Source organism: Pseudomonas sp. CHM02 (assembly GCF_000612585.1).
In the GTDB taxonomy this organism is placed as follows: domain Bacteria; phylum Pseudomonadota; class Gammaproteobacteria; order Pseudomonadales; family Pseudomonadaceae; genus Aquipseudomonas.
The window spans coordinates 125,602-143,927 of sequence record NZ_JFCA01000002.1; the positions used below are offsets into that span (position 1 = coordinate 125,602).

The window sequence follows — 18,326 nt, forward strand, 5'->3', positions numbered from 1 at the left end:
CTTGTGCGGATATTTTTTGCGATCAGGCGATTCGCTTCACCGAAACCCAATAGCGAGTGAAGTACTTCACTTGAATCGGCAAGGTTGCCTGCAGATTCGCAAGTACCGCATCGGTGGAATCCAGGCGGAAGGTCCCGGAAACACGCAGGCGTGCGCAAGCCAAGTCGCATTGCAGGACACCCGGACGGTAACGGGCGAGGTCTTCGATCACATCCCCGAGGCGCGCATCCAATACGATCAACTGGCCATCGACCCAGGCTGCCTGGGACCCGCTATACGTGTGGTTAAGCCCAACGTGTTGACGATCGAAGTCAGCGCTTTCACCGGCTCCGAGCAGTCGAGCGTAATTGGGCTGATCACCAGGGGACACAGTCACCCGATCCTCCAGAACGCCGACACGCGTGGAATCTGGCAACTGACGCACGGTAAACCGGGTACCCAATGCCTGGACTCGGCCTTGGCGGGTTTCGACATAAAAGGGTGTCTGCCCGCCCAACTTGCCGGTGTGGATAAGTACTTCACCTTCACGCAGGCGGATCAAACGTTGGCGCCCGTCGAATATCACGTCCATCGCCGTGCTGGTATTCAGATCAATCCGTGTGCCGTCGGCTAATTCGATACGCCGGCGTTCGCCCACGGACGTCCGGTAGTCGGCCCAGACATTACCCAGGGAAGTGTGTTGCTGAACATTCCAGCCCAGGTACCCGGTACCGCCCATCACCAGCATCCACTTGAGTACCTGGCGACGTTGTTGCGTGGTCGACAATGCGCGGCGCGTAAAATCCTGGGGCAGGGCGCCGAGACTACGCTGCAATTGCTCCATCTGGTTCCACGCGGCCTGATGGGATGGATCGCCGTTGAGCCATTGTTGCCAGGCCTGGCGCTCGGCGGCGGTAGGGGGTTGAGATTGAAACTGCACATACCAGCTGGCAGCGGCCTCAAAGGTCTTGCGGTCGGGGGCTGCCATTACAGGTTGGCCATGATCAGCGAGCATTCAGTCAATGCACGGATCATGTGTTTCTTCACCGTGGTCAGTGACACCTTCAGTTGATCGGCGATCTGTTGATAGGTCAGCCCCTCGATCTGCGACAACATGAAGATCCGTCGCGCTCGTTCGCCTAGCCCCGACAGGGCTTTATCCACAGCCACCAGCGTCTCGATGATAATCGCTTTGTCTTCTTCACTGATGGCCGTGGCTTCGGGCCGTTCGGCCAAGGTTTGCTTGTAGGCCTGCTCGATGGCATGCCGACGATAACGATCAATCACCAGGCCCCTGGCGATGGTTGCCAGGTAGTCACGCGGCTCAACGATCTGTGCTGCATGCCGCCCGCCCAGAATGCGCACGAACGTATCGTGCGCCACATCGGCCGCATCGCAGGCGTTATGCAACTTACCCTTGAGCCAGCCGTGCAACCAGGAATGGTGCTGCTCGTAGATGTTCTGGACCGCAGCCGTGTGTGAAGAAGGGGACATAGGGCATGACAAGGCAAGTTAATGATAATCGCTATTATTAACTGCCCCGCGGTTTTCTCACAATAGATCTCTTTTTGCCGCGCTTACCACCAAATAGAAAGATTCGGACGGCTTCGTCGTGGGCGAAATGCACCTCGGTTCACCGATTTCTGTGGATTAAGCCCTGTGAATAACCGCCTCTGTGCCCAGTTGATAACAGGGACTGAAACCTGAGTAAAAACCCATCTGTGGATAACCGCCTGTTTAATCCACAGGCTTAAAGCAGTTATCCAAGGGCCTTATTGGCACATGACCACAGAGTTTTGAATCGCTGTACATACCGTAAATAAAGGCCTGTAGAGATCTATCCACAGAAAGGCGCCTCAGTAGAAATAAACATAAAAACAAAGATTTAATAAATTTCTCTCTTTTAATTTCTATTGTCTGTGATTCATCCACAGCTGGTTAAATTTTGTGCAAAGGGTTCTTTAGGAAGGGCTAAGTCCCTATACTTGCCGCCAAAGCTCTAAAACCAGCTCAACAATCAATTCCTAATTACCTACATAAGCAGGCACGAGGTGCGTGGTGGATTTCCCTTCCCGTTTTGAAGTGATCGTCATCGGCGGCGGTCATGCCGGTACCGAGGCAGCACTGGCGTCAGCACGCATGGGCGTAAAAACCCTGTTGTTGACGCATAACGTGGAAACCCTCGGTGCCATGAGTTGCAACCCTGCCATTGGCGGGATTGGCAAAAGCCATCTGGTCAAGGAAATAGACGCCCTTGGCGGCGTAATGGCCATGGCAACCGACAAGGGTGGTATTCAATTTCGCGTGCTCAACAGCCGCAAAGGCCCGGCCGTGCGTGCCACTCGGGCTCAGGCTGATCGCATTCTGTACAAGGCCGCGGTCCGCGAAACCCTGGAAAACCAGCCCAACCTGTGGATATTTCAGCAGGCTGCAGATGACTTGATCGTCGAGCAGGACCAGGTCCGCGGTGTTGTTACGCAAATGGGTCTGCGTTTCTTCGCAGAATCCGTGGTGTTGACCACCGGCACGTTCCTCGGCGGACTTATCCACATCGGCATGCAGAATTATTCCGGGGGCCGCGCCGGTGATCCGCCGTCGATTGCCTTGGCAAAACGCCTGCGTGAATTGCCGCTGCGTGTCGGTCGCCTGAAAACCGGAACCCCGCCGCGTATCGACGGGCGTTCTGTGGATTTTTCGGTGATGACCGAGCAAGCCGGCGACACGCCGATCCCGGTCATGTCGTTCATGGGCTCCAAGGAGCAGCACCCGAAACAGGTCAGCTGCTGGATTACCCATACCAATGCGCGCACCCACGAAATCATCGCCGCCAACCTCGACCGTTCGCCGATGTATTCTGGGGTGATCGAAGGCATCGGCCCACGTTACTGCCCGTCGATCGAAGATAAGATCCACCGCTTTGCCGACAAGGAAAGCCACCAGGTCTTCATCGAGCCCGAAGGCTTGACCACTCACGAGCTATACCCGAACGGGATTTCCACTTCGTTGCCGTTCGACGTGCAGATCCAGATCGTGCAATCGATTCGCGGCATGGAAAACGCGCACATCGTGCGTCCGGGCTACGCCATCGAGTATGACTATTTCGACCCGCGTGACCTGAAGTACAGCCTCGAAACCAAAGTGATCGGCGGTCTGTTCTTCGCCGGTCAAATCAACGGCACCACCGGTTACGAAGAAGCCGGCGCCCAGGGTTTGCTGGCCGGTACCAATGCCGCGCTGCGCGCCCAAGGCAAAGACAGCTGGTGCCCGCGTCGCGACGAAGCGTACATCGGTGTTTTGGTCGACGACCTGATCACCCTGGGTACCCAGGAACCGTACCGGATGTTCACTTCCCGGGCGGAATATCGCCTGATCCTGCGTGAAGACAACGCCGACCTGCGCCTGACCGAGAAAGGCCGTGAACTGGGCTTGGTCGATGACGCGCGTTGGGCAGCGTTCTGCAAAAAACGTGAAAGCATTGCGCTGGAAGAGCAGCGCCTGAAAAGTACCTGGGTTCGTCCAGGCACTGAGCAAGGCGACGCGATTGCGGAAAAATTCGGCACGCCGCTGACCCACGAATACAACTTGCTGAACCTGCTGTCCCGTCCGGAAATCGACTACGCTGGTCTGGTCGAAGTGACCGGCCAGGGTGCAGAAGACCCACAGGTCGCCGAGCAGGTCGAAATCAAGACCAAATACGCCGGTTACATTGACCGACAGCAGGACGAAATCGCTCGCCTGCGCGCCAGTGAAGACACCAAGCTGCCTGTGGATATCGACTACACCGGGATTTCCGGGTTGTCGAAAGAAATTCAAAGCAAGCTGGGGATAACTCGGCCGGAGACCCTGGGCCAGGCTTCACGTATTCCCGGCGTCACCCCGGCAGCGATTTCGCTGTTGATGATCCATTTGAAAAAACGCGGCGCGGGCCGTCAGTTGGAGCAAAGCGCTTGAGTTCGTTGGTCACCTCGCAACACGCCGAAGAGTTATCCACAGGTGCGCGCCAGTTGGGCGTCGACCTGACCCCGGCCCAGCACGAATTGCTGCTGGGCTACCTGGCCTTGTTGATCAAATGGAACAAGGCTTACAACCTCACTGCAGTGCGCGATCCCGACGAAATGGTGTCGCGCCACTTGCTCGACAGCTTGAGCGTGATGCCGTTTATCGAAAACGGTCGTTGGCTTGACGTCGGCAGTGGCGGCGGCATGCCTGGCATTCCTCTGGCGATCCTGTTTCCCGAGTCGCAAGTGACCTGCCTGGACAGCAACGGCAAGAAAACCCGCTTCCTGACCCAGGTCAAACTCGAACTCAAGCTGGACAACCTTCAAGTTATCCACAGTCGCGTCGAGGCCTTCACGCCTGAACAGCCTTTCACCGGAATTGTTTCCAGGGCGTTCAGCAGCATGGAGAACTTCAGCAACTGGACCCGTCACCTGGGCGACCGCGACACCCGCTGGCTGGCAATGAAGGGCGTCCATCCAAGCGACGAGCTGTTAGCATTGCCGGCAGACTTCCACCTCGATAGCGAACACGCCTTGGCCGTACCCGGTTGCCAAGGCCAACGCCATCTGCTGATACTGCGCCGCACGGCATGATTGGGAACACAAGCAAGAATGGCTAAGGTATTCGCGATAGCGAACCAGAAAGGTGGCGTGGGCAAAACCACCACCTGCATCAACCTCGCAGCTTCCCTGGTCGCTACCAAGCGTCGGGTGCTGCTGATCGATCTCGATCCACAGGGCAACGCCACCATGGGTAGCGGTGTGGATAAACACGGCCTGGAAAACTCGGTCTACGACTTGCTGATCGGCGAGTGCGACCTGGCGCAGGCCATGCACTATTCCGAGCACGGCGGTTACCAACTGCTGCCGGCCAACCGCGATTTGACCGCGGCGGAAGTGGTGCTGCTGGAAATGCAGATGAAAGAAAGCCGTCTGCGTAGTGCCCTGGCGCCGATCCGCGAGAATTACGACTACATCCTGATCGACTGCCCGCCGTCACTGTCGATGCTGACATTGAACGCGCTGGTGGCTGCCGATGGGGTGATTATCCCCATGCAGTGCGAGTACTACGCACTGGAAGGTCTGAGCGACCTTGTGGATAACATCAAGCGCATCGCCGAGTTGCTCAACCCGAACCTGCAGATCGAAGGCCTGCTGCGAACCATGTTCGATCCGCGCCTGAGCCTGATGAACGATGTGTCGGCGCAGCTCAAGGAACACTTCGGCGATCAGTTGTATGACACGGTGATCCCGCGCAACATCCGTTTGGCCGAGGCCCCGAGCTACGGCATGCCCGCCCTGGCGTACGACAAACAATCCCGTGGTGCCATTGCCTACCTGGCGCTGGCCGGCGAAATGGTTCGTCGCCAACGCCGCAACTCACGTACCGCTGCAGCCCAGCCAACTTAAGGAATCCCCATGGCCGTCAAGAAACGAGGTCTCGGACGTGGACTGGATGCACTGCTGAGTGGTCCAACCGTCACATCGCTTGAAGAACAAGCGGTGCAGGCCGACGAGCGCGAGTTGCAACACCTGCCCCTGGACCTGATCCAGCGCGGCAAATACCAGCCACGCCGGGACATGGACCCTCAGGCGCTGGAAGAACTGGCCAACTCGATCAAGGCTCAGGGCGTGATGCAGCCGATCGTGGTGCGCCCGATTGGTGGCGGTCGTTTTGAAATCATCGCCGGTGAGCGCCGCTGGCGCGCGAGCCAGCAGGCCGGCAAGGAAACGATTCCGGCGATGGTGCGTGATGTGCCGGATGAAACGGCCATCGCCATGGCGTTGATCGAGAACATCCAGCGCGAAGACCTCAACCCGATCGAAGAAGCGATCGCCCTGCAGCGCTTGCAGCAGGAATTCCAGCTGACCCAGCAACAAGTGGCCGAGGCGGTGGGTAAATCCCGCGTGACTGTGTCCAACCTGCTGCGCCTGATCGCGTTGCCGGAAGTCATCAAGACCATGCTTTCCCATGGCGACCTGGAGATGGGACACGCCCGTGCCTTGCTCGGTTTGCCGGAAAATCAACAGGTTGAGGGGGCGCGACACGTTGTCGCACGGGGGCTCACCGTTCGTCAGACCGAGGCCCTGGTTCGCCAGTGGCTCAGCGGCAAACCTGCACCGGTCGAAACGGCCAAAACTGATCCGGATATCGCTCGCCTCGAACAGCGCCTGGCCGAGCGCCTGGGCTCTGCGGTGCAAATTCGCCACGGCAAGAAAGGCAAAGGGCAATTGGTCATCGGATATAACTCCCTCGATGAGCTTCAGGGCGTCCTTGCCCACATCCGCTGAAACATTTGCTTATGTAGCGCGTGATCGGAAATCACTACCCGGCAGTTGAATAGGGGCAGAACCGCCCCTATACTCTGCGCGCATTTTGTCGGCACAAATTATGCCAAGTTATTGATTTCCGGCAGCCGACCATTGAGGAGCAAGAGTGATGGAAACCCGCACGCCAAACACGTTGCCGTTCCATCGCTTGGCCGTTTTCCCGGTTTTATTGGCTCAATTTGTCATTTTGCTGATCGCCGCATTGGCGCTTTGGTATTGGCATGGAGTCGTAGCCGGATATTCAGGACTCTGCGGAGGCCTGATAGCCTTGCTGCCCAATATGTATTTTGCTCACAGGGCCTTTCGGTTTTCCGGCGCCCGAGCAGCCCAGGCTATCGTCCGGTCCTTTTATGCCGGCGAGGCGGGGAAACTGATTTTGACGGCAGTGCTGTTTGCACTGACCTTTGCAGGTGTGAAGCCATTGGCGCCGCTGGCTGTATTCGGCGTCTTCGTGTTGACCCAACTGGTCAGCTGGTTCGCTCCCCTGCTAATGAAAACAAGACTTTCGAAACCTTAGGGCGTTTGAGGCAACCATGGCAGAAACAACCGCTTCGGGCTATATCCAGCACCACTTGCAGAACCTGACCTTCGGTCAGCTTCCTAATGGCGGCTGGGGCTTTGCCCACTCCGCAGCAGAGGCCAAAGAAATGGGCTTCTGGGCTTTCCACCTGGATACTCTGGGCTGGTCGGTCGCATTGGGTCTGATCTTCGTCCTGATTTTCCGCATGGCGGCAAAGAAGGCAACTTCCGGTCAGCCAGGTGCTTTGCAGAACTTCGTTGAAGTATTGGTCGAATTCGTCGATGGCAGCGTGAAAGACAGCTTCCATGGCCGTAGCCCGGTGATTGCACCGCTGGCACTGACCATCTTCGTCTGGGTGTTCCTGATGAACGCCGTCGACCTGATCCCGGTCGACTGGATTCCTCAACTGGCCATCCTGATCACCGGCGATGCGCACATTCCATTCCGTGCCGTATCGACTACCGACCCTAACGCCACCCTGGGCATGGCCCTGTCGGTGTTCGCGTTGATCATTTTCTACAGCATCAAGGTCAAGGGCATCGGTGGCTTCATCGGCGAACTGACCCTGCACCCGTTCGGCAGCAAGAACATCTTCGTTCAAGCCCTGCTGATCCCGGTGAACTTCCTGCTGGAGTTCGTGACCCTGGTCGCCAAGCCGATCTCCCTGGCCCTGCGACTGTTCGGCAACATGTATGCCGGCGAGCTGGTGTTCATTCTGATCGCTGTGATGTTCGGCAGCGGTCTGCTCTGGCTTAGCGGCCTGGGCGTGGTTCTGCAGTGGGCGTGGGCTGTGTTCCACATCCTGATCATCACCCTGCAGGCCTTCATCTTCATGATGCTGACCATTGTCTATCTGTCGATGGCGCACGAAGAGAACCATTAAGGCCAGTCTCGACTAGTCTGATGTCCTTCCCGGTGAAACGGGAAGGTGGCCCACCAGGGCTATGAAACGATTTGTTTTACCGCTTTAAAATCTAAAAAACCTAAACCATACGACGTAAAAGTCGGGAGGAAAGATGGAAACTGTAGTTGGTCTAACCGCTATCGCTGTTGCACTGTTGATCGGCCTGGGCGCCCTGGGTACTGCCATTGGTTTCGGCCTGCTGGGCGGCAAATTCCTGGAAGGCGCTGCGCGTCAGCCAGAAATGGTTCCAATGCTGCAAGTTAAAATGTTCATCGTCGCCGGCCTGCTCGACGCCGTGACCATGATCGGCGTTGGTATCGCTCTGTTCTTCACCTTCGCGAACCCCTTCGTTGGTCAACTCGCTGGCTAATCACTCGAATTTTCGAGTTGATTGGAGTGATGGACAACGAATGAGCGAGGTGTTGGCGTGAACATTAATGCAACCCTGATTGGCCAATCCGTTGCGTTCTTCATTTTTGTAGTGTTTTGCATGAAGTTCGTGTGGCCTCCGGTCATCGCGGCTTTGCACGAACGTCAGAAGAAGATCGCTGATGGCTTGGACGCTGCCAGCCGTGCAGCTCGCGACCTGGAGCTGGCCCAAGAGAAAGTGGGTCATCAACTGCGCGATGCTAAAGCACAGGCAGCTGAAATCATTGAGCAAGCCAAGAAACGCGGTAACCAGATCGTCGAAGAGGCTGTTGAAAAAGCCCGCGTCGAAGCTGACCGTGTGAAGGCTTCGGCTCATGCCGAGATCGAACAGGAACTGAACGGCGTCAAAGACGCGCTGCGTGCCCAACTGGGTGCTCTGGCGGTCGGCGGTGCTGAGAAGATCCTCGGTGCCACAATCGATCAAAACGCGCACGCGGAGCTGGTTAACAAACTGGCTGCTGAAATTTAAGCGAGGGCGATCATGGCAGAACTGACCACGTTGGCCCGACCTTACGCTAAGGCAGCCTTCGAGCACGCCCAGGCCCACCAGCAGCTGGCCTCTTGGTCAGCCATGCTCGGCCTGGCTGCAGCAGTGTCGCAAGACGACACCATGCAGCGCGTGCTCAAGGCCCCGCGCCTGACGAGCGCAGACAAGGCCGCCACTTTTATTGAAGTGTGCGGCGACAAGTTCGATGTGAAAGTGCAGAACTTCATTCACGTCGTTGCCGAAAACGACCGTCTCCCGCTTTTGCCGGAGATCGCCGCTCTGTTCGACCTGTACAAGGCCGAAGCAGAGAAATCGGTAGACGTAGAAGTGACCAGTGCTTTCGCATTGAACCAAGAACAGCAAGACAAACTCGCCAAGGTTCTCAGTGCACGACTCAATCGGGAAGTGCGCCTGCAAGCTTCGGAGGACGCATCCCTGATTGGTGGTGTCGTTATCCGTGCCGGCGACCTGGTTATCGATGGCTCGATTCGCGGCAAAATCGCGAAACTTGCCGAAGCATTGAAATCTTGAGTTTGAAGGGGCAGCAGAGCAATGCAGCAACTCAATCCTTCCGAAATAAGTGAAATTATCAAGGGCCGCATCGACAAGCTCGATGTGACCTCCCAAGCCCGTAACGAAGGCACTGTCGTCAGCGTATCTGACGGCATCGTGCGGATTCACGGTCTGGCCGACGTCATGTACGGCGAGATGATCGAGTTTCCGGGCGGCGTCTACGGTATGGCCCTCAACCTGGAGCAAGACTCCGTAGGTGCCGTTGTATTGGGCGCGTACACCAGTCTGGCTGAAGGCATGAGCGCCAAGTGCACAGGCCGCATCCTCGAAGTTCCGGTTGGTAAGGAACTGCTGGGTCGCGTAGTCGACGCACTGGGTAACCCTGTTGACGGCAAAGGTCCACTGGGCAACACCGAGACCGACGCGGTCGAGAAAGTTGCTCCAGGCGTGATCTGGCGTAAGTCGGTAGACCAGCCTGTACAGACTGGCTACAAGGCTGTCGATGCCATGATCCCAGTCGGCCGTGGCCAGCGTGAGCTGATCATCGGTGACCGTCAGATCGGTAAGACCGCTCTGGCGATCGACGCGATCATCAACCAGAAGAACAGCGGCATTTTCTGCGTCTACGTAGCCATCGGTCAGAAGCAATCGACCATCGCCAACGTGGTTCGCAAGCTGGAAGAAAACGGCGCCCTGGCCAACACGATCATCGTGGCTGCCAGTGCTTCGGAATCTCCTGCGCTGCAATTCCTGGCACCGTACTCCGGTTGCACCATGGGTGAATTCTTCCGCGACCGCGGTGAAGACGCGCTGATCGTTTATGACGATCTGTCCAAGCAAGCAGTGGCTTACCGCCAGATTTCCCTGCTGCTGCGCCGTCCACCAGGCCGTGAAGCTTACCCAGGCGACGTGTTCTATCTCCACTCCCGTCTGCTGGAGCGCGCATCCCGCGTTTCCGAAGAGTACGTAGAGAAGTTCACCAACGGCGCAGTGACCGGCAAAACCGGTTCCCTGACCGCACTGCCGATCATCGAAACCCAGGCTGGCGACGTTTCCGCGTTCGTTCCTACCAACGTGATCTCCATCACCGACGGTCAGATCTTCCTGGAATCGGCCATGTTCAACTCGGGCATCCGCCCTGCAGTGAACGCCGGTGTTTCGGTATCCCGTGTGGGTGGTGCCGCTCAGACCAAGATCATCAAGAAGCTCTCCGGTGGTATCCGTACCGCTCTGGCTCAGTACCGTGAACTGGCGGCATTCGCCCAGTTCGCTTCTGACCTGGACGAAGCGACCCGTAAGCAACTTGAGCATGGTCAGCGCGTTACCGAGCTGATGAAGCAGAAGCAATACGCCCCAATGTCGATCGCTGACATGGCGTTGTCGCTGTATGCCGCTGAGCGTGGGTTCCTGACCGACGTTGAAATCGCCAAGGTCGGCAGCTTTGAACAAGCGCTGATTGCTTACTTCAACCGCGATCACGCCGAATTGATGGCGAAGATCAACGTGAAGGGTGACTTCAATGACGATATCGACGCTGGCATGAAAGCCGGTATCGAGAAGTTCAAGGCCACCCAAACCTGGTAAGCCGCAGCGGGAGCCGCAAGGCTCCCGCTTGCTAACCTGATAGGTGTTACATGGCAGGCGCAAAAGAGATTCGCAGTAAGATTGCGAGCATCAAAAGCACGCAAAAAATTACCAGCGCCATGGAAAAAGTGGCGGTCAGCAAAATGCGCAAGGCACAAATGCGCATGGCTGCTAGCCGTCCTTATGCGGAGCGTATCCGCCAGGTAATTGGGCATCTGGCCAACGCCAACCCGGAATACCGCCACCCGTTCATGATCGACCGCGAAGTTAAGCGCGTCGGTTATGTGGTTGTGAGCAGTGACCGTGGTTTGTGCGGTGGTTTGAATACCAACCTGTTCAAGGCCCTGGTCAAGGACATGGCGGTAAACCGCGAAAACGGCGTCGAGATCGATCTGTGTGTTGTTGGTAGCAAGGGTGCGGCCTTTTTCCGCAACTTCGGCGGTAACGTCGTTGCAGCTATCAGCCACCTGGGTGAAGAGCCGTCGATCAATGATTTGATCGGCAGTGTGAAGGTGATGCTGGATGCGTACCTGGAAGGCCGGATTGACCGCCTGTCCGTGGTATCCAACAAGTTCATCAACACCATGACCCAGCAGCCAACCGTGGAGCAATTGATTCCACTGGTGGCGACTCCGGATCAGGAACTCAAGCACCACTGGGACTACCTCTACGAACCAGACGCCAAAGAGCTGCTTGACGGCTTGATGGTGCGCTACGTGGAGTCGCAGGTGTACCAGGCGGTGGTCGAGAACAACGCAGCTGAACAAGCGGCGCGGATGATCGCGATGAAAAACGCTACCGATAACGCCGGTGATCTGATCAGCGATTTGCAGCTGATCTACAACAAGGCGCGTCAGGCTGCGATCACCCAAGAGATCTCGGAAATCGTCGGCGGCGCTGCCGCGGTTTAACGGTTCAAATATTCAGAGGATCCAGCTATGAGTAGCGGACGTATCGTTCAAATCATCGGCGCCGTTATCGACGTGGAATTTCCACGCGACAGCGTACCGAGCATCTACAACGCGCTGAAAGTACAAGGCGCGGAAACTACTCTGGAAGTTCAGCAGCAGCTGGGCGACGGCGTAGTTCGTACCATTGCGATGGGTTCCACCGAAGGCTTGAAGCGCGGTCTGGACGTTGTCGACACTGGCGCTGCCATCTCCGTACCGGTCGGTAAAGCGACCCTGGGCCGGATCATGGACGTACTGGGCAACCCGATTGACGAAGCTGGCCCGATCGACACCGAAGAGCGTTGGGGCATTCACCGTCCAGCACCTTCGTTCGCGGAACAAGCTGGCGGCAACGACCTGCTGGAAACCGGCATCAAGGTTATCGACCTGGTTTGCCCGTTCGCCAAAGGCGGTAAAGTCGGTCTGTTCGGTGGTGCCGGTGTAGGCAAGACCGTAAACATGATGGAACTGATCCGTAACATCGCCATCGAGCACAGCGGTTATTCCGTGTTCGCCGGTGTGGGTGAGCGTACTCGTGAGGGTAACGACTTCTACCACGAGATGAAGGACTCCAACGTTCTGGACAAAGTGGCACTGGTTTACGGTCAGATGAACGAGCCGCCGGGAAACCGTCTGCGCGTAGCACTGACTGGCCTGACCATGGCCGAGAAGTTCCGTGACGAAGGTAACGACGTTCTGCTGTTCGTCGACAACATCTACCGTTACACCCTGGCCGGTACCGAAGTATCCGCACTGCTGGGCCGTATGCCTTCGGCAGTAGGTTACCAGCCGACCCTGGCTGAAGAGATGGGCGTTCTGCAAGAACGTATCACTTCGACCAAGGAAGGTTCGATCACTTCGATCCAAGCGGTATACGTACCTGCGGATGACTTGACCGACCCGTCGCCAGCGACCACCTTCGCCCACTTGGACGCCACCGTCGTACTGTCCCGTGACATCGCTTCCCTGGGTATCTACCCAGCGGTCGATCCACTCGACTCGACTTCGCGCCAACTGGACCCGAACGTGATCGGCCAGGAGCACTACGACACCGCTCGCGGCGTTCAGTACGTGCTGCAGCGTTACAAAGAACTGAAGGACATCATTGCGATCCTGGGTATGGACGAGTTGTCGGAAACCGACAAGCAGTTGGTATCCCGCGCTCGTAAGATCCAGCGCTTCTTGTCGCAGCCGTTCTTCGTGGCTGAAGTCTTCACCGGTGCATCGGGTAAATACGTTTCCCTGAAAGACACCATTGCTGGCTTCAAAGGCATCCTCAACGGTGACTACGACCACCTGCCAGAACAAGCGTTCTACATGGTCGGCGGCATCGAAGAAGCGATCGAGAAAGCCAAGAAACTGTAATCCAAGCGCCCGGAAACGGGCGCTCATCAGGTTGAGGCAATCAGATGGCTATGACAGTCCATTGCGATATCGTCAGCGCGGAAGGGGAAATCTTCTCCGGTCTGGTAGAAATGGTGATTGCACACGGCGAACTCGGTGACCTGGGTATTGCCATGGGCCACGCGCCGTTGATCACCAGCTTGAAGCCAGGTCCGATCACGCTGACCAAGCAAGGCGGGGAAAAAGAGGTGTTTTACATCTCTGGTGGTTTCCTCGAGGTTCAGCCGAACATGGTCAAGGTACTTGCCGACACCGTGCAACGTGCTGGCGACCTGGATGAAGCCTCCGCTCAGGAAGCCGTCAAGGCTGCCGAGAAGGCCCTGAACGAAAAGGGCGCGGACTTCGACTACAGCGCTGCTGCTGTACGTCTGGCCGAGGCTGCAGCTCAGCTGCGCACGCTCCAGCAGATCCGCAAGAAGTAAGCGGCCATGCCGTCATGCTTCATGCGCGATTGATTAAAAAGGGTAGCCTCGGCTACCCTTTTTCTTTTTTTGCAAAACACTTCTTTGGTCTGAAGCCGGACCGCCCAGGATTGGTAGCCATTCATGTCTCTTGAAATCGTCATTCTCGCCGCAGGCCAGGGCACCCGCATGCGTTCGGCCCTGCCCAAGGTGCTGCACCCGGTTGCGGGCAATTCCATGCTGGGTCATGTTATCCACAGCGCCCGACAGCTCGACCCCCAGCGCATTCACGTGGTGATCGGTCACGGTGCCGATGCGGTGCGTGAACGTCTCGCCGCAGACGACTTGAATTTCGTTCTTCAAGACAAACAACTCGGTACCGGCCATGCCACCGCGCAGGCCGTACCCTTCATCACGGCAGACACCGTGCTGATCCTGTATGGCGACGTTCCGCTGATCGAAGTGGAAACCCTGCAACGCCTGCTCAAGCACGTCGTGCCTGGCCAGATGGGTCTGCTGACCGTTGAGCTGGATGACCCCACCGGCTATGGGCGCATCGTGCGCAATGCCGACGGGAAGGTCGCGGCCATTGTTGAACACAAGGATGCCAGCGAAGCCCAGCGCGCCATCACCGAAGGCAATACCGGAATTCTGGCGGTGCCTGCCAATAAGCTCGCCGACTGGATGAGCCGCCTGTCCAACAACAACGCCCAGGGTGAGTACTACCTCACTGACGTCATTGAAATGGCCGTGAGCGATGGCCTGCTGGTTGCCACGGAACAACCCCACGACCCGATGGAAGTGCAGGGCGCCAACGACCGCAAGCAACTGGCCGAACTGGAGCGTCACTATCAATTGCGCGAAAGCCGCCGCCTGATGGCCCAGGGCGTGACCCTGCGCGACCCGGCGCGTTTCGATGTGCGCGGGGAAGTGACCGTCGGCCGTGATGTGCTGATCGATATCAACGTGATCCTCGAAGGCCGTGTGGTCATCGAAGACGACGTGGTGATTGGCCCTAACTGCGTGATCAAGGACAGTACCCTGCGCAAGGGCGTGGTGATCAAAGCTAACAGCCATATCGACGGTGCCGTGATGGGCGAGGGCAGTGACGCTGGCCCGTTTGCGCGGTTGCGTCCAGGTAGCGTGTTGGGCGCCAAGGCTCATGTGGGCAACTTTGTCGAATTGAAGAACGCCAAGTTGGACGCCGAAGCTAAAGTCGGCCACTTGACCTACTTGGGTGACGCCACCGTAGGTGCGCGAACCAACATCGGCGCGGGCACCATCACGTGTAACTATGACGGCGCCAATAAGCACCAGACCACCATTGGGGCGGACGTGTTTATCGGTTCCAATAATTCGTTGGTCGCCCCGGTTACCCTCGACGATGGCGCCACCACCGCAGCGGGCTCAACCATCAACCAGGATGTGGATAAGTCTCAACTGGCTGTTGCCCGCGCCCGCCAACGCAACATCGACGGCTGGAAACGTCCGGTCAAAATCAAAAAGCCCTGACTTATCCACACCCCGAGCGACCTGTAGGAGCCGACTTGCCGGCGATGGCACCCTCAAGTTCACCACTTGGTGAACTGACGCTATCGCCGGCAAGCCGGGCTCCTACAGGTTTTTTTGCGCCTGCAGCTTGACGATCTTTCGCCAATAGGTTTTGATTGCCTTCGTTATCTTTCGAAACGAAACTTATCATCACCATGTCGAAACGAAATACACCCCAACGGCGTCACAACATCCTGACCTTGCTCAATGAACAAGGCGAAGTCAGCGTGGACGAGTTGGCCAAGCGTTTCGAAACGTCGGAAGTCACCATCCGCAAGGACCTGGCCGCGCTGGAAAGCAACGGCCTGCTGCTGCGCCGCTACGGTGGCGCAATCACCATGCCTCAGGAATTGGTGGGCGATGCCACTCAACCGGTGTCGGTCTACAAGCGTGCCATCGCGCGGGCTGCCGTGATGCGCCTGCGCGAACACGCCCGCATCATCATCGACAGCGGCAGCACCACCGCCGCGATGATTCCCGAGCTGGGCCACCAGCCTGGCCTGGTGGTGATGACCAACTCCCTGCACGTGGCCAGCGCCTTGAGCGAACTTGAACACGAGCCGGTGCTGTTGATGACTGGCGGTACCTGGGACCCGCATTCGGACTCGTTCCAGGGCCAGGTCGCTGAGCAGGTGCTACGGTCCTACGACTTCGACCAGTTGTTTATCGGTGCCGATGGTATCGACCTGGAACGTGGCACCACCACCTTCAACGAATTGCTGGGCCTGAGCCGCGTCATGGCCGAGGTCGCCCGTGAAGTGGTGGTGATGGTCGAGTCCGACAAGATCGGCCGCAAGATTCCCAACCTGGAACTGCCGTGGAGCAGCGTCCATACCCTTATCACCGATGATCGCCTGCCGCTCGAGGCCCGCGACCAGATCCAAGCCCGCGGCATTACGCTGATATGCGCGGCAATCATCTAGGAGAAACACCATGTGTGGCATCGTAGGCGCAGTCGCTGAACGCAACATCACTCCCATCCTGCTCGAAGGCCTCAAGCGCCTGGAATACCGTGGCTATGACAGCGCCGGTGTGGCCGTCTTCACCAACGCCGGCAAGCTTGAGCGCATGCGCCGCCCGGGCAAGGTCAGCGAGCTGGAGCAAGCGCTGCTTGGCGAGCCGCTGGTAGGCCGCCTGGGCATTGCCCACACCCGCTGGGCGACCCACGGTGCGCCGTGCGAACGCAATGCCCACCCGCATTTCTCCGGTGACCTGGCCGTGGTCCACAACGGCATCATCGAAAACCACGAAGCGCTGCGCGAACAGCTCAAGGGCCAGGGTTACGTGTTCACCTCGGACACCGACACCGAAGTCATCGCCCACCTGCTCAACCACAAGCTCAAGGACCTTGGTGACCTGACGGTTGCCCTCAAGGCCACGGTCAAGGAACTGCACGGCGCCTATGGCCTGGCCGTGGTCAGCGCCAGCCAGCCCGACCGTGTGGTCGCCGCACGCAGTGGCAGCCCATTGGTGATCGGCCTGGGCCTGGGGGAAAACTTCCTCGCCTCCGACCAGTTGGCCCTGCGCCAGGTCACCGACCGCTTCATGTACCTGGAAGAAGGCGATATCGCTGACATCCGCCGTGAAAGCGTGCAGATCTGGGACGTTAACGGTCAATCCGTCGAGCGCGAAGCCGTGCAATACCGTGACGGCGCCGAAGCCGCCGACAAGGGCGAATACCGCCACTTCATGCTCAAGGAAATCCACGAGCAGCCAGCCGTGGTGCAGCGCACCCTTGAGGGTCGCCTGAGCCAGCACCAGGTGCTGGTCAACGCCTTCGGCCCACAAGCCGCCGATCTGTTCGCCAAAGTGCGCAACGTGCAGATCGTGGCCTGCGGCACCAGCTACCACGCCGGCATGGTTGCCCGTTACTGGCTGGAAGAACTGGCCGGTATCCCGTGCCAGGTAGAAGTCGCCAGTGAGTTCCGCTACCGCAAGGTGGTGGTGCAGCCCGACACCCTGTTCGTGACCATCTCCCAGTCCGGCGAAACCGCCGACACCCTGGCCGCCCTGCGCAATGCCAAGGAGCTGGGCTTCCTGGCCAGCCTGGCGATCTGCAACGTCAGCATCAGCTCCCTGGTGCGTGAATCCGACCTGACCCTGCTGACCCAGGCCGGTCGCGAAATCGGCGTGGCGTCCACCAAAGCCTTCACCACCCAGCTGGTTGGCTTGTTGTTGCTGACCCTGTCCCTGGGTCAGGTTCGCGGCACCCTGGCCGAAGGCGTCGAAGTCACGCTGGTCGAAGAACTGCGCCGCCTGCCAGCCCGCCTGGGTGAAGCCCTGGCCATGGACAGCACCGTGGAAAAAGTCGCCGAACTGTTCGCCGACAAGAACCACACCCTGTTCCTCGGCCGTGGCGCGCAATACCCAGTGGCGATGGAAGGTTCGCTCAAGCTCAAGGAAATCTCGTATATCCACGCCGAAGCCTACCCGGCCGGCGAACTCAAACACGGCCCATTGGCCTTGGTGGATGACGACATGCCCGTGGTCACCGTCGCGCCGAACAACGAACTGCTCGAGAAGCTCAAGTCCAACCTGCAGGAAGTCCGCGCCCGTGGCGGCCAACTGGTGGTGTTCGCTGATGAAAAAGCCGGCATGACCAACGGTGAAGGCACCCACGTCATCAACATGCCGCACATCAACGACACCTTGTCGCCAATCCTCTACACCATCCCGCTGCAACTGCTGTCGTACTACGTGGCCGTGCTCAAGGGCACCGACGTGGACCAGCCGCGCAACCTGGCGAAGTCGGTGACGGTGGAGTAACCCGACATACCCTGGAGGCCCGTCCGGGTCTCCAGGTTCAGCGAAAGGACGCGACCTCGATGCAAACCCCCTCCCAGATTCACCAGCGTCTGCACAACCGCCGCTTCACCGTCGCTAATAACGCCCACGGGCTGTCCGGTGCGGGCACGGTGTTTCATTACCTTGTGGAAGGTGATGTCATTTCCGGCACTTACCAGGGCGGGCGGATTCGTCTGGGCACGCAAGTCGGGCGAGTGACCGGCCCGGATACCATTGAACTGCTGTTTCAGTGCCTGACCTTGGAAGGTGAGCTGCTGTGCGGTTGGTCGCGTGGCACGGTAGGCACTGATCAGGCTGGGTGGACTACCCTGGCCTTCGAATGGGGCTGGCTGTCGGGCGCTACAGGCGGCGGGGAGTCCAGCTACATTGAGTGCGCCTCTCGTTAGCGACCTCTTGTCGGTTCTGTGGGCCAGTGCCCGTCGCGCGATCCGGTTTTACCCCTAAAATGCGACCCTGTGGATAACTCAGCC

19 protein-coding genes are annotated in these 18,326 nt (G+C 58.2%); 17 read left to right on the forward strand and 2 right to left on the reverse strand.

Features of this window, described 5'->3' with window-relative positions; all coding sequences use genetic code 11:
* Positions 1–22: 22 nt before the first annotated feature.
* Both BM70_RS0101705 and BM70_RS0101710 read right to left on the reverse strand, forming a co-directional pair.
* Entirely contained in the window at positions 23–967 is a 945-nt protein-coding gene (locus BM70_RS0101705; RefSeq protein WP_025854392.1) for a FecR domain-containing protein, read from the reverse strand.
* On the reverse strand, positions 967–1,473 hold the full coding sequence (locus tag BM70_RS0101710) for a sigma-70 family RNA polymerase sigma factor (protein WP_025854393.1): 507 nt from the start codon (positions 1,471–1,473) through the stop codon (positions 967–969). Before BM70_RS0101710 ends, BM70_RS0101705 begins: the two co-directional genes overlap by 1 nt.
* A gap of 564 nt (positions 1,474–2,037) precedes the next feature.
* Between BM70_RS0101710 and mnmG the strand changes: the two genes are divergently transcribed.
* From mnmG to BM70_RS0101795, 17 genes are all read left to right on the forward strand, one after another.
* Positions 2,038–3,930, forward strand: coding sequence for a tRNA uridine-5-carboxymethylaminomethyl(34) synthesis enzyme MnmG (gene mnmG, locus BM70_RS0101715; RefSeq protein ID WP_025854394.1), 1,893 nt, complete (start codon positions 2,038–2,040; stop codon positions 3,928–3,930).
* Complete coding sequence (gene rsmG / locus BM70_RS0101720; protein WP_025854395.1) at positions 3,927–4,571, forward strand: 16S rRNA (guanine(527)-N(7))-methyltransferase RsmG; 645 nt, start codon at positions 3,927–3,929, stop codon at positions 4,569–4,571. The genes mnmG and rsmG overlap by 4 nt, the downstream gene beginning before the upstream one ends.
* Positions 4,572–4,589: 18 nt before the next feature.
* Positions 4,590–5,387, forward strand: a complete 798-nt coding sequence (locus tag BM70_RS0101725; protein ID WP_010207696.1) for a ParA family protein — start codon at positions 4,590–4,592, stop codon at positions 5,385–5,387.
* Between the two features lie 9 nt (positions 5,388–5,396).
* Positions 5,397–6,269, forward strand: a complete 873-nt coding sequence (locus tag BM70_RS0101730; RefSeq protein ID WP_025854396.1) for a ParB/RepB/Spo0J family partition protein — start codon at positions 5,397–5,399, stop codon at positions 6,267–6,269.
* A 148-nt stretch (positions 6,270–6,417) separates the two neighbouring features.
* Positions 6,418–6,825 (forward strand): F0F1 ATP synthase subunit I, encoded by a 408-nt coding sequence (locus BM70_RS0101735; RefSeq protein WP_010565865.1) that lies wholly within the window; start codon positions 6,418–6,420, stop codon positions 6,823–6,825.
* Positions 6,826–6,841: 16 nt separating this feature from the next.
* A complete protein-coding gene (gene atpB / locus BM70_RS0101740; protein WP_025854397.1) occupies positions 6,842–7,711 on the forward strand; it encodes a F0F1 ATP synthase subunit A in 870 nt (289 codons plus the stop codon).
* Positions 7,712–7,844: 133 nt separating this feature from the next.
* Positions 7,845–8,102 carry a F0F1 ATP synthase subunit C gene (atpE, locus tag BM70_RS0101745; protein ID WP_002555987.1) on the forward strand — a complete coding sequence of 86 codons (258 nt, stop codon included), beginning with the start codon at positions 7,845–7,847 and terminating at the stop codon, positions 8,100–8,102.
* A gap of 57 nt (positions 8,103–8,159) precedes the next feature.
* A complete protein-coding gene (locus BM70_RS0101750) occupies positions 8,160–8,630 on the forward strand; it encodes a F0F1 ATP synthase subunit B (protein WP_015886647.1) in 471 nt (156 codons plus the stop codon).
* 12 nt (positions 8,631–8,642) lie between these two features.
* Entirely contained in the window at positions 8,643–9,179 is a 537-nt protein-coding gene (locus BM70_RS0101755; RefSeq protein WP_015886646.1) for a F0F1 ATP synthase subunit delta, read from the forward strand.
* A 21-nt stretch (positions 9,180–9,200) separates the two neighbouring features.
* A complete protein-coding gene (gene atpA / locus BM70_RS0101760) occupies positions 9,201–10,745 on the forward strand; it encodes a F0F1 ATP synthase subunit alpha (protein ID WP_003177064.1) in 1,545 nt (514 codons plus the stop codon).
* Positions 10,746–10,795: 50 nt separating this feature from the next.
* Positions 10,796–11,656, forward strand: coding sequence for a F0F1 ATP synthase subunit gamma (gene atpG / locus BM70_RS0101765; RefSeq protein ID WP_010565870.1), 861 nt, complete (start codon positions 10,796–10,798; stop codon positions 11,654–11,656).
* A gap of 27 nt (positions 11,657–11,683) precedes the next feature.
* Positions 11,684–13,060, forward strand: coding sequence for a F0F1 ATP synthase subunit beta (gene atpD, locus BM70_RS0101770; protein ID WP_015886645.1), 1,377 nt, complete (start codon positions 11,684–11,686; stop codon positions 13,058–13,060).
* Between the two features lie 44 nt (positions 13,061–13,104).
* The gene (locus BM70_RS0101775) at positions 13,105–13,521 is read left to right on the forward strand and encodes a F0F1 ATP synthase subunit epsilon (protein WP_003177061.1); all 417 of its coding nucleotides are present in this window, start codon (positions 13,105–13,107) and stop codon (positions 13,519–13,521) included.
* Positions 13,522–13,644: 123 nt separating this feature from the next.
* Positions 13,645–15,012: a bifunctional UDP-N-acetylglucosamine diphosphorylase/glucosamine-1-phosphate N-acetyltransferase GlmU gene (gene glmU, locus BM70_RS0101780; RefSeq protein WP_025854398.1), complete on the forward strand. Its 1,368-nt coding sequence runs from the start codon at positions 13,645–13,647 to the stop codon at positions 15,010–15,012.
* A gap of 194 nt (positions 15,013–15,206) precedes the next feature.
* Complete coding sequence (locus BM70_RS0101785; protein WP_025854399.1) at positions 15,207–15,974, forward strand: DeoR/GlpR family DNA-binding transcription regulator; 768 nt, start codon at positions 15,207–15,209, stop codon at positions 15,972–15,974.
* A gap of 10 nt (positions 15,975–15,984) precedes the next feature.
* Positions 15,985–17,817, forward strand: coding sequence for a glutamine--fructose-6-phosphate transaminase (isomerizing) (gene glmS / locus BM70_RS0101790; protein ID WP_025854400.1), 1,833 nt, complete (start codon positions 15,985–15,987; stop codon positions 17,815–17,817).
* A gap of 59 nt (positions 17,818–17,876) precedes the next feature.
* Positions 17,877–18,242, forward strand: a complete 366-nt coding sequence (locus BM70_RS0101795; protein ID WP_025854401.1) for a hypothetical protein — start codon at positions 17,877–17,879, stop codon at positions 18,240–18,242.
* The last annotated feature ends 84 nt before the right edge of the window (positions 18,243–18,326 follow it).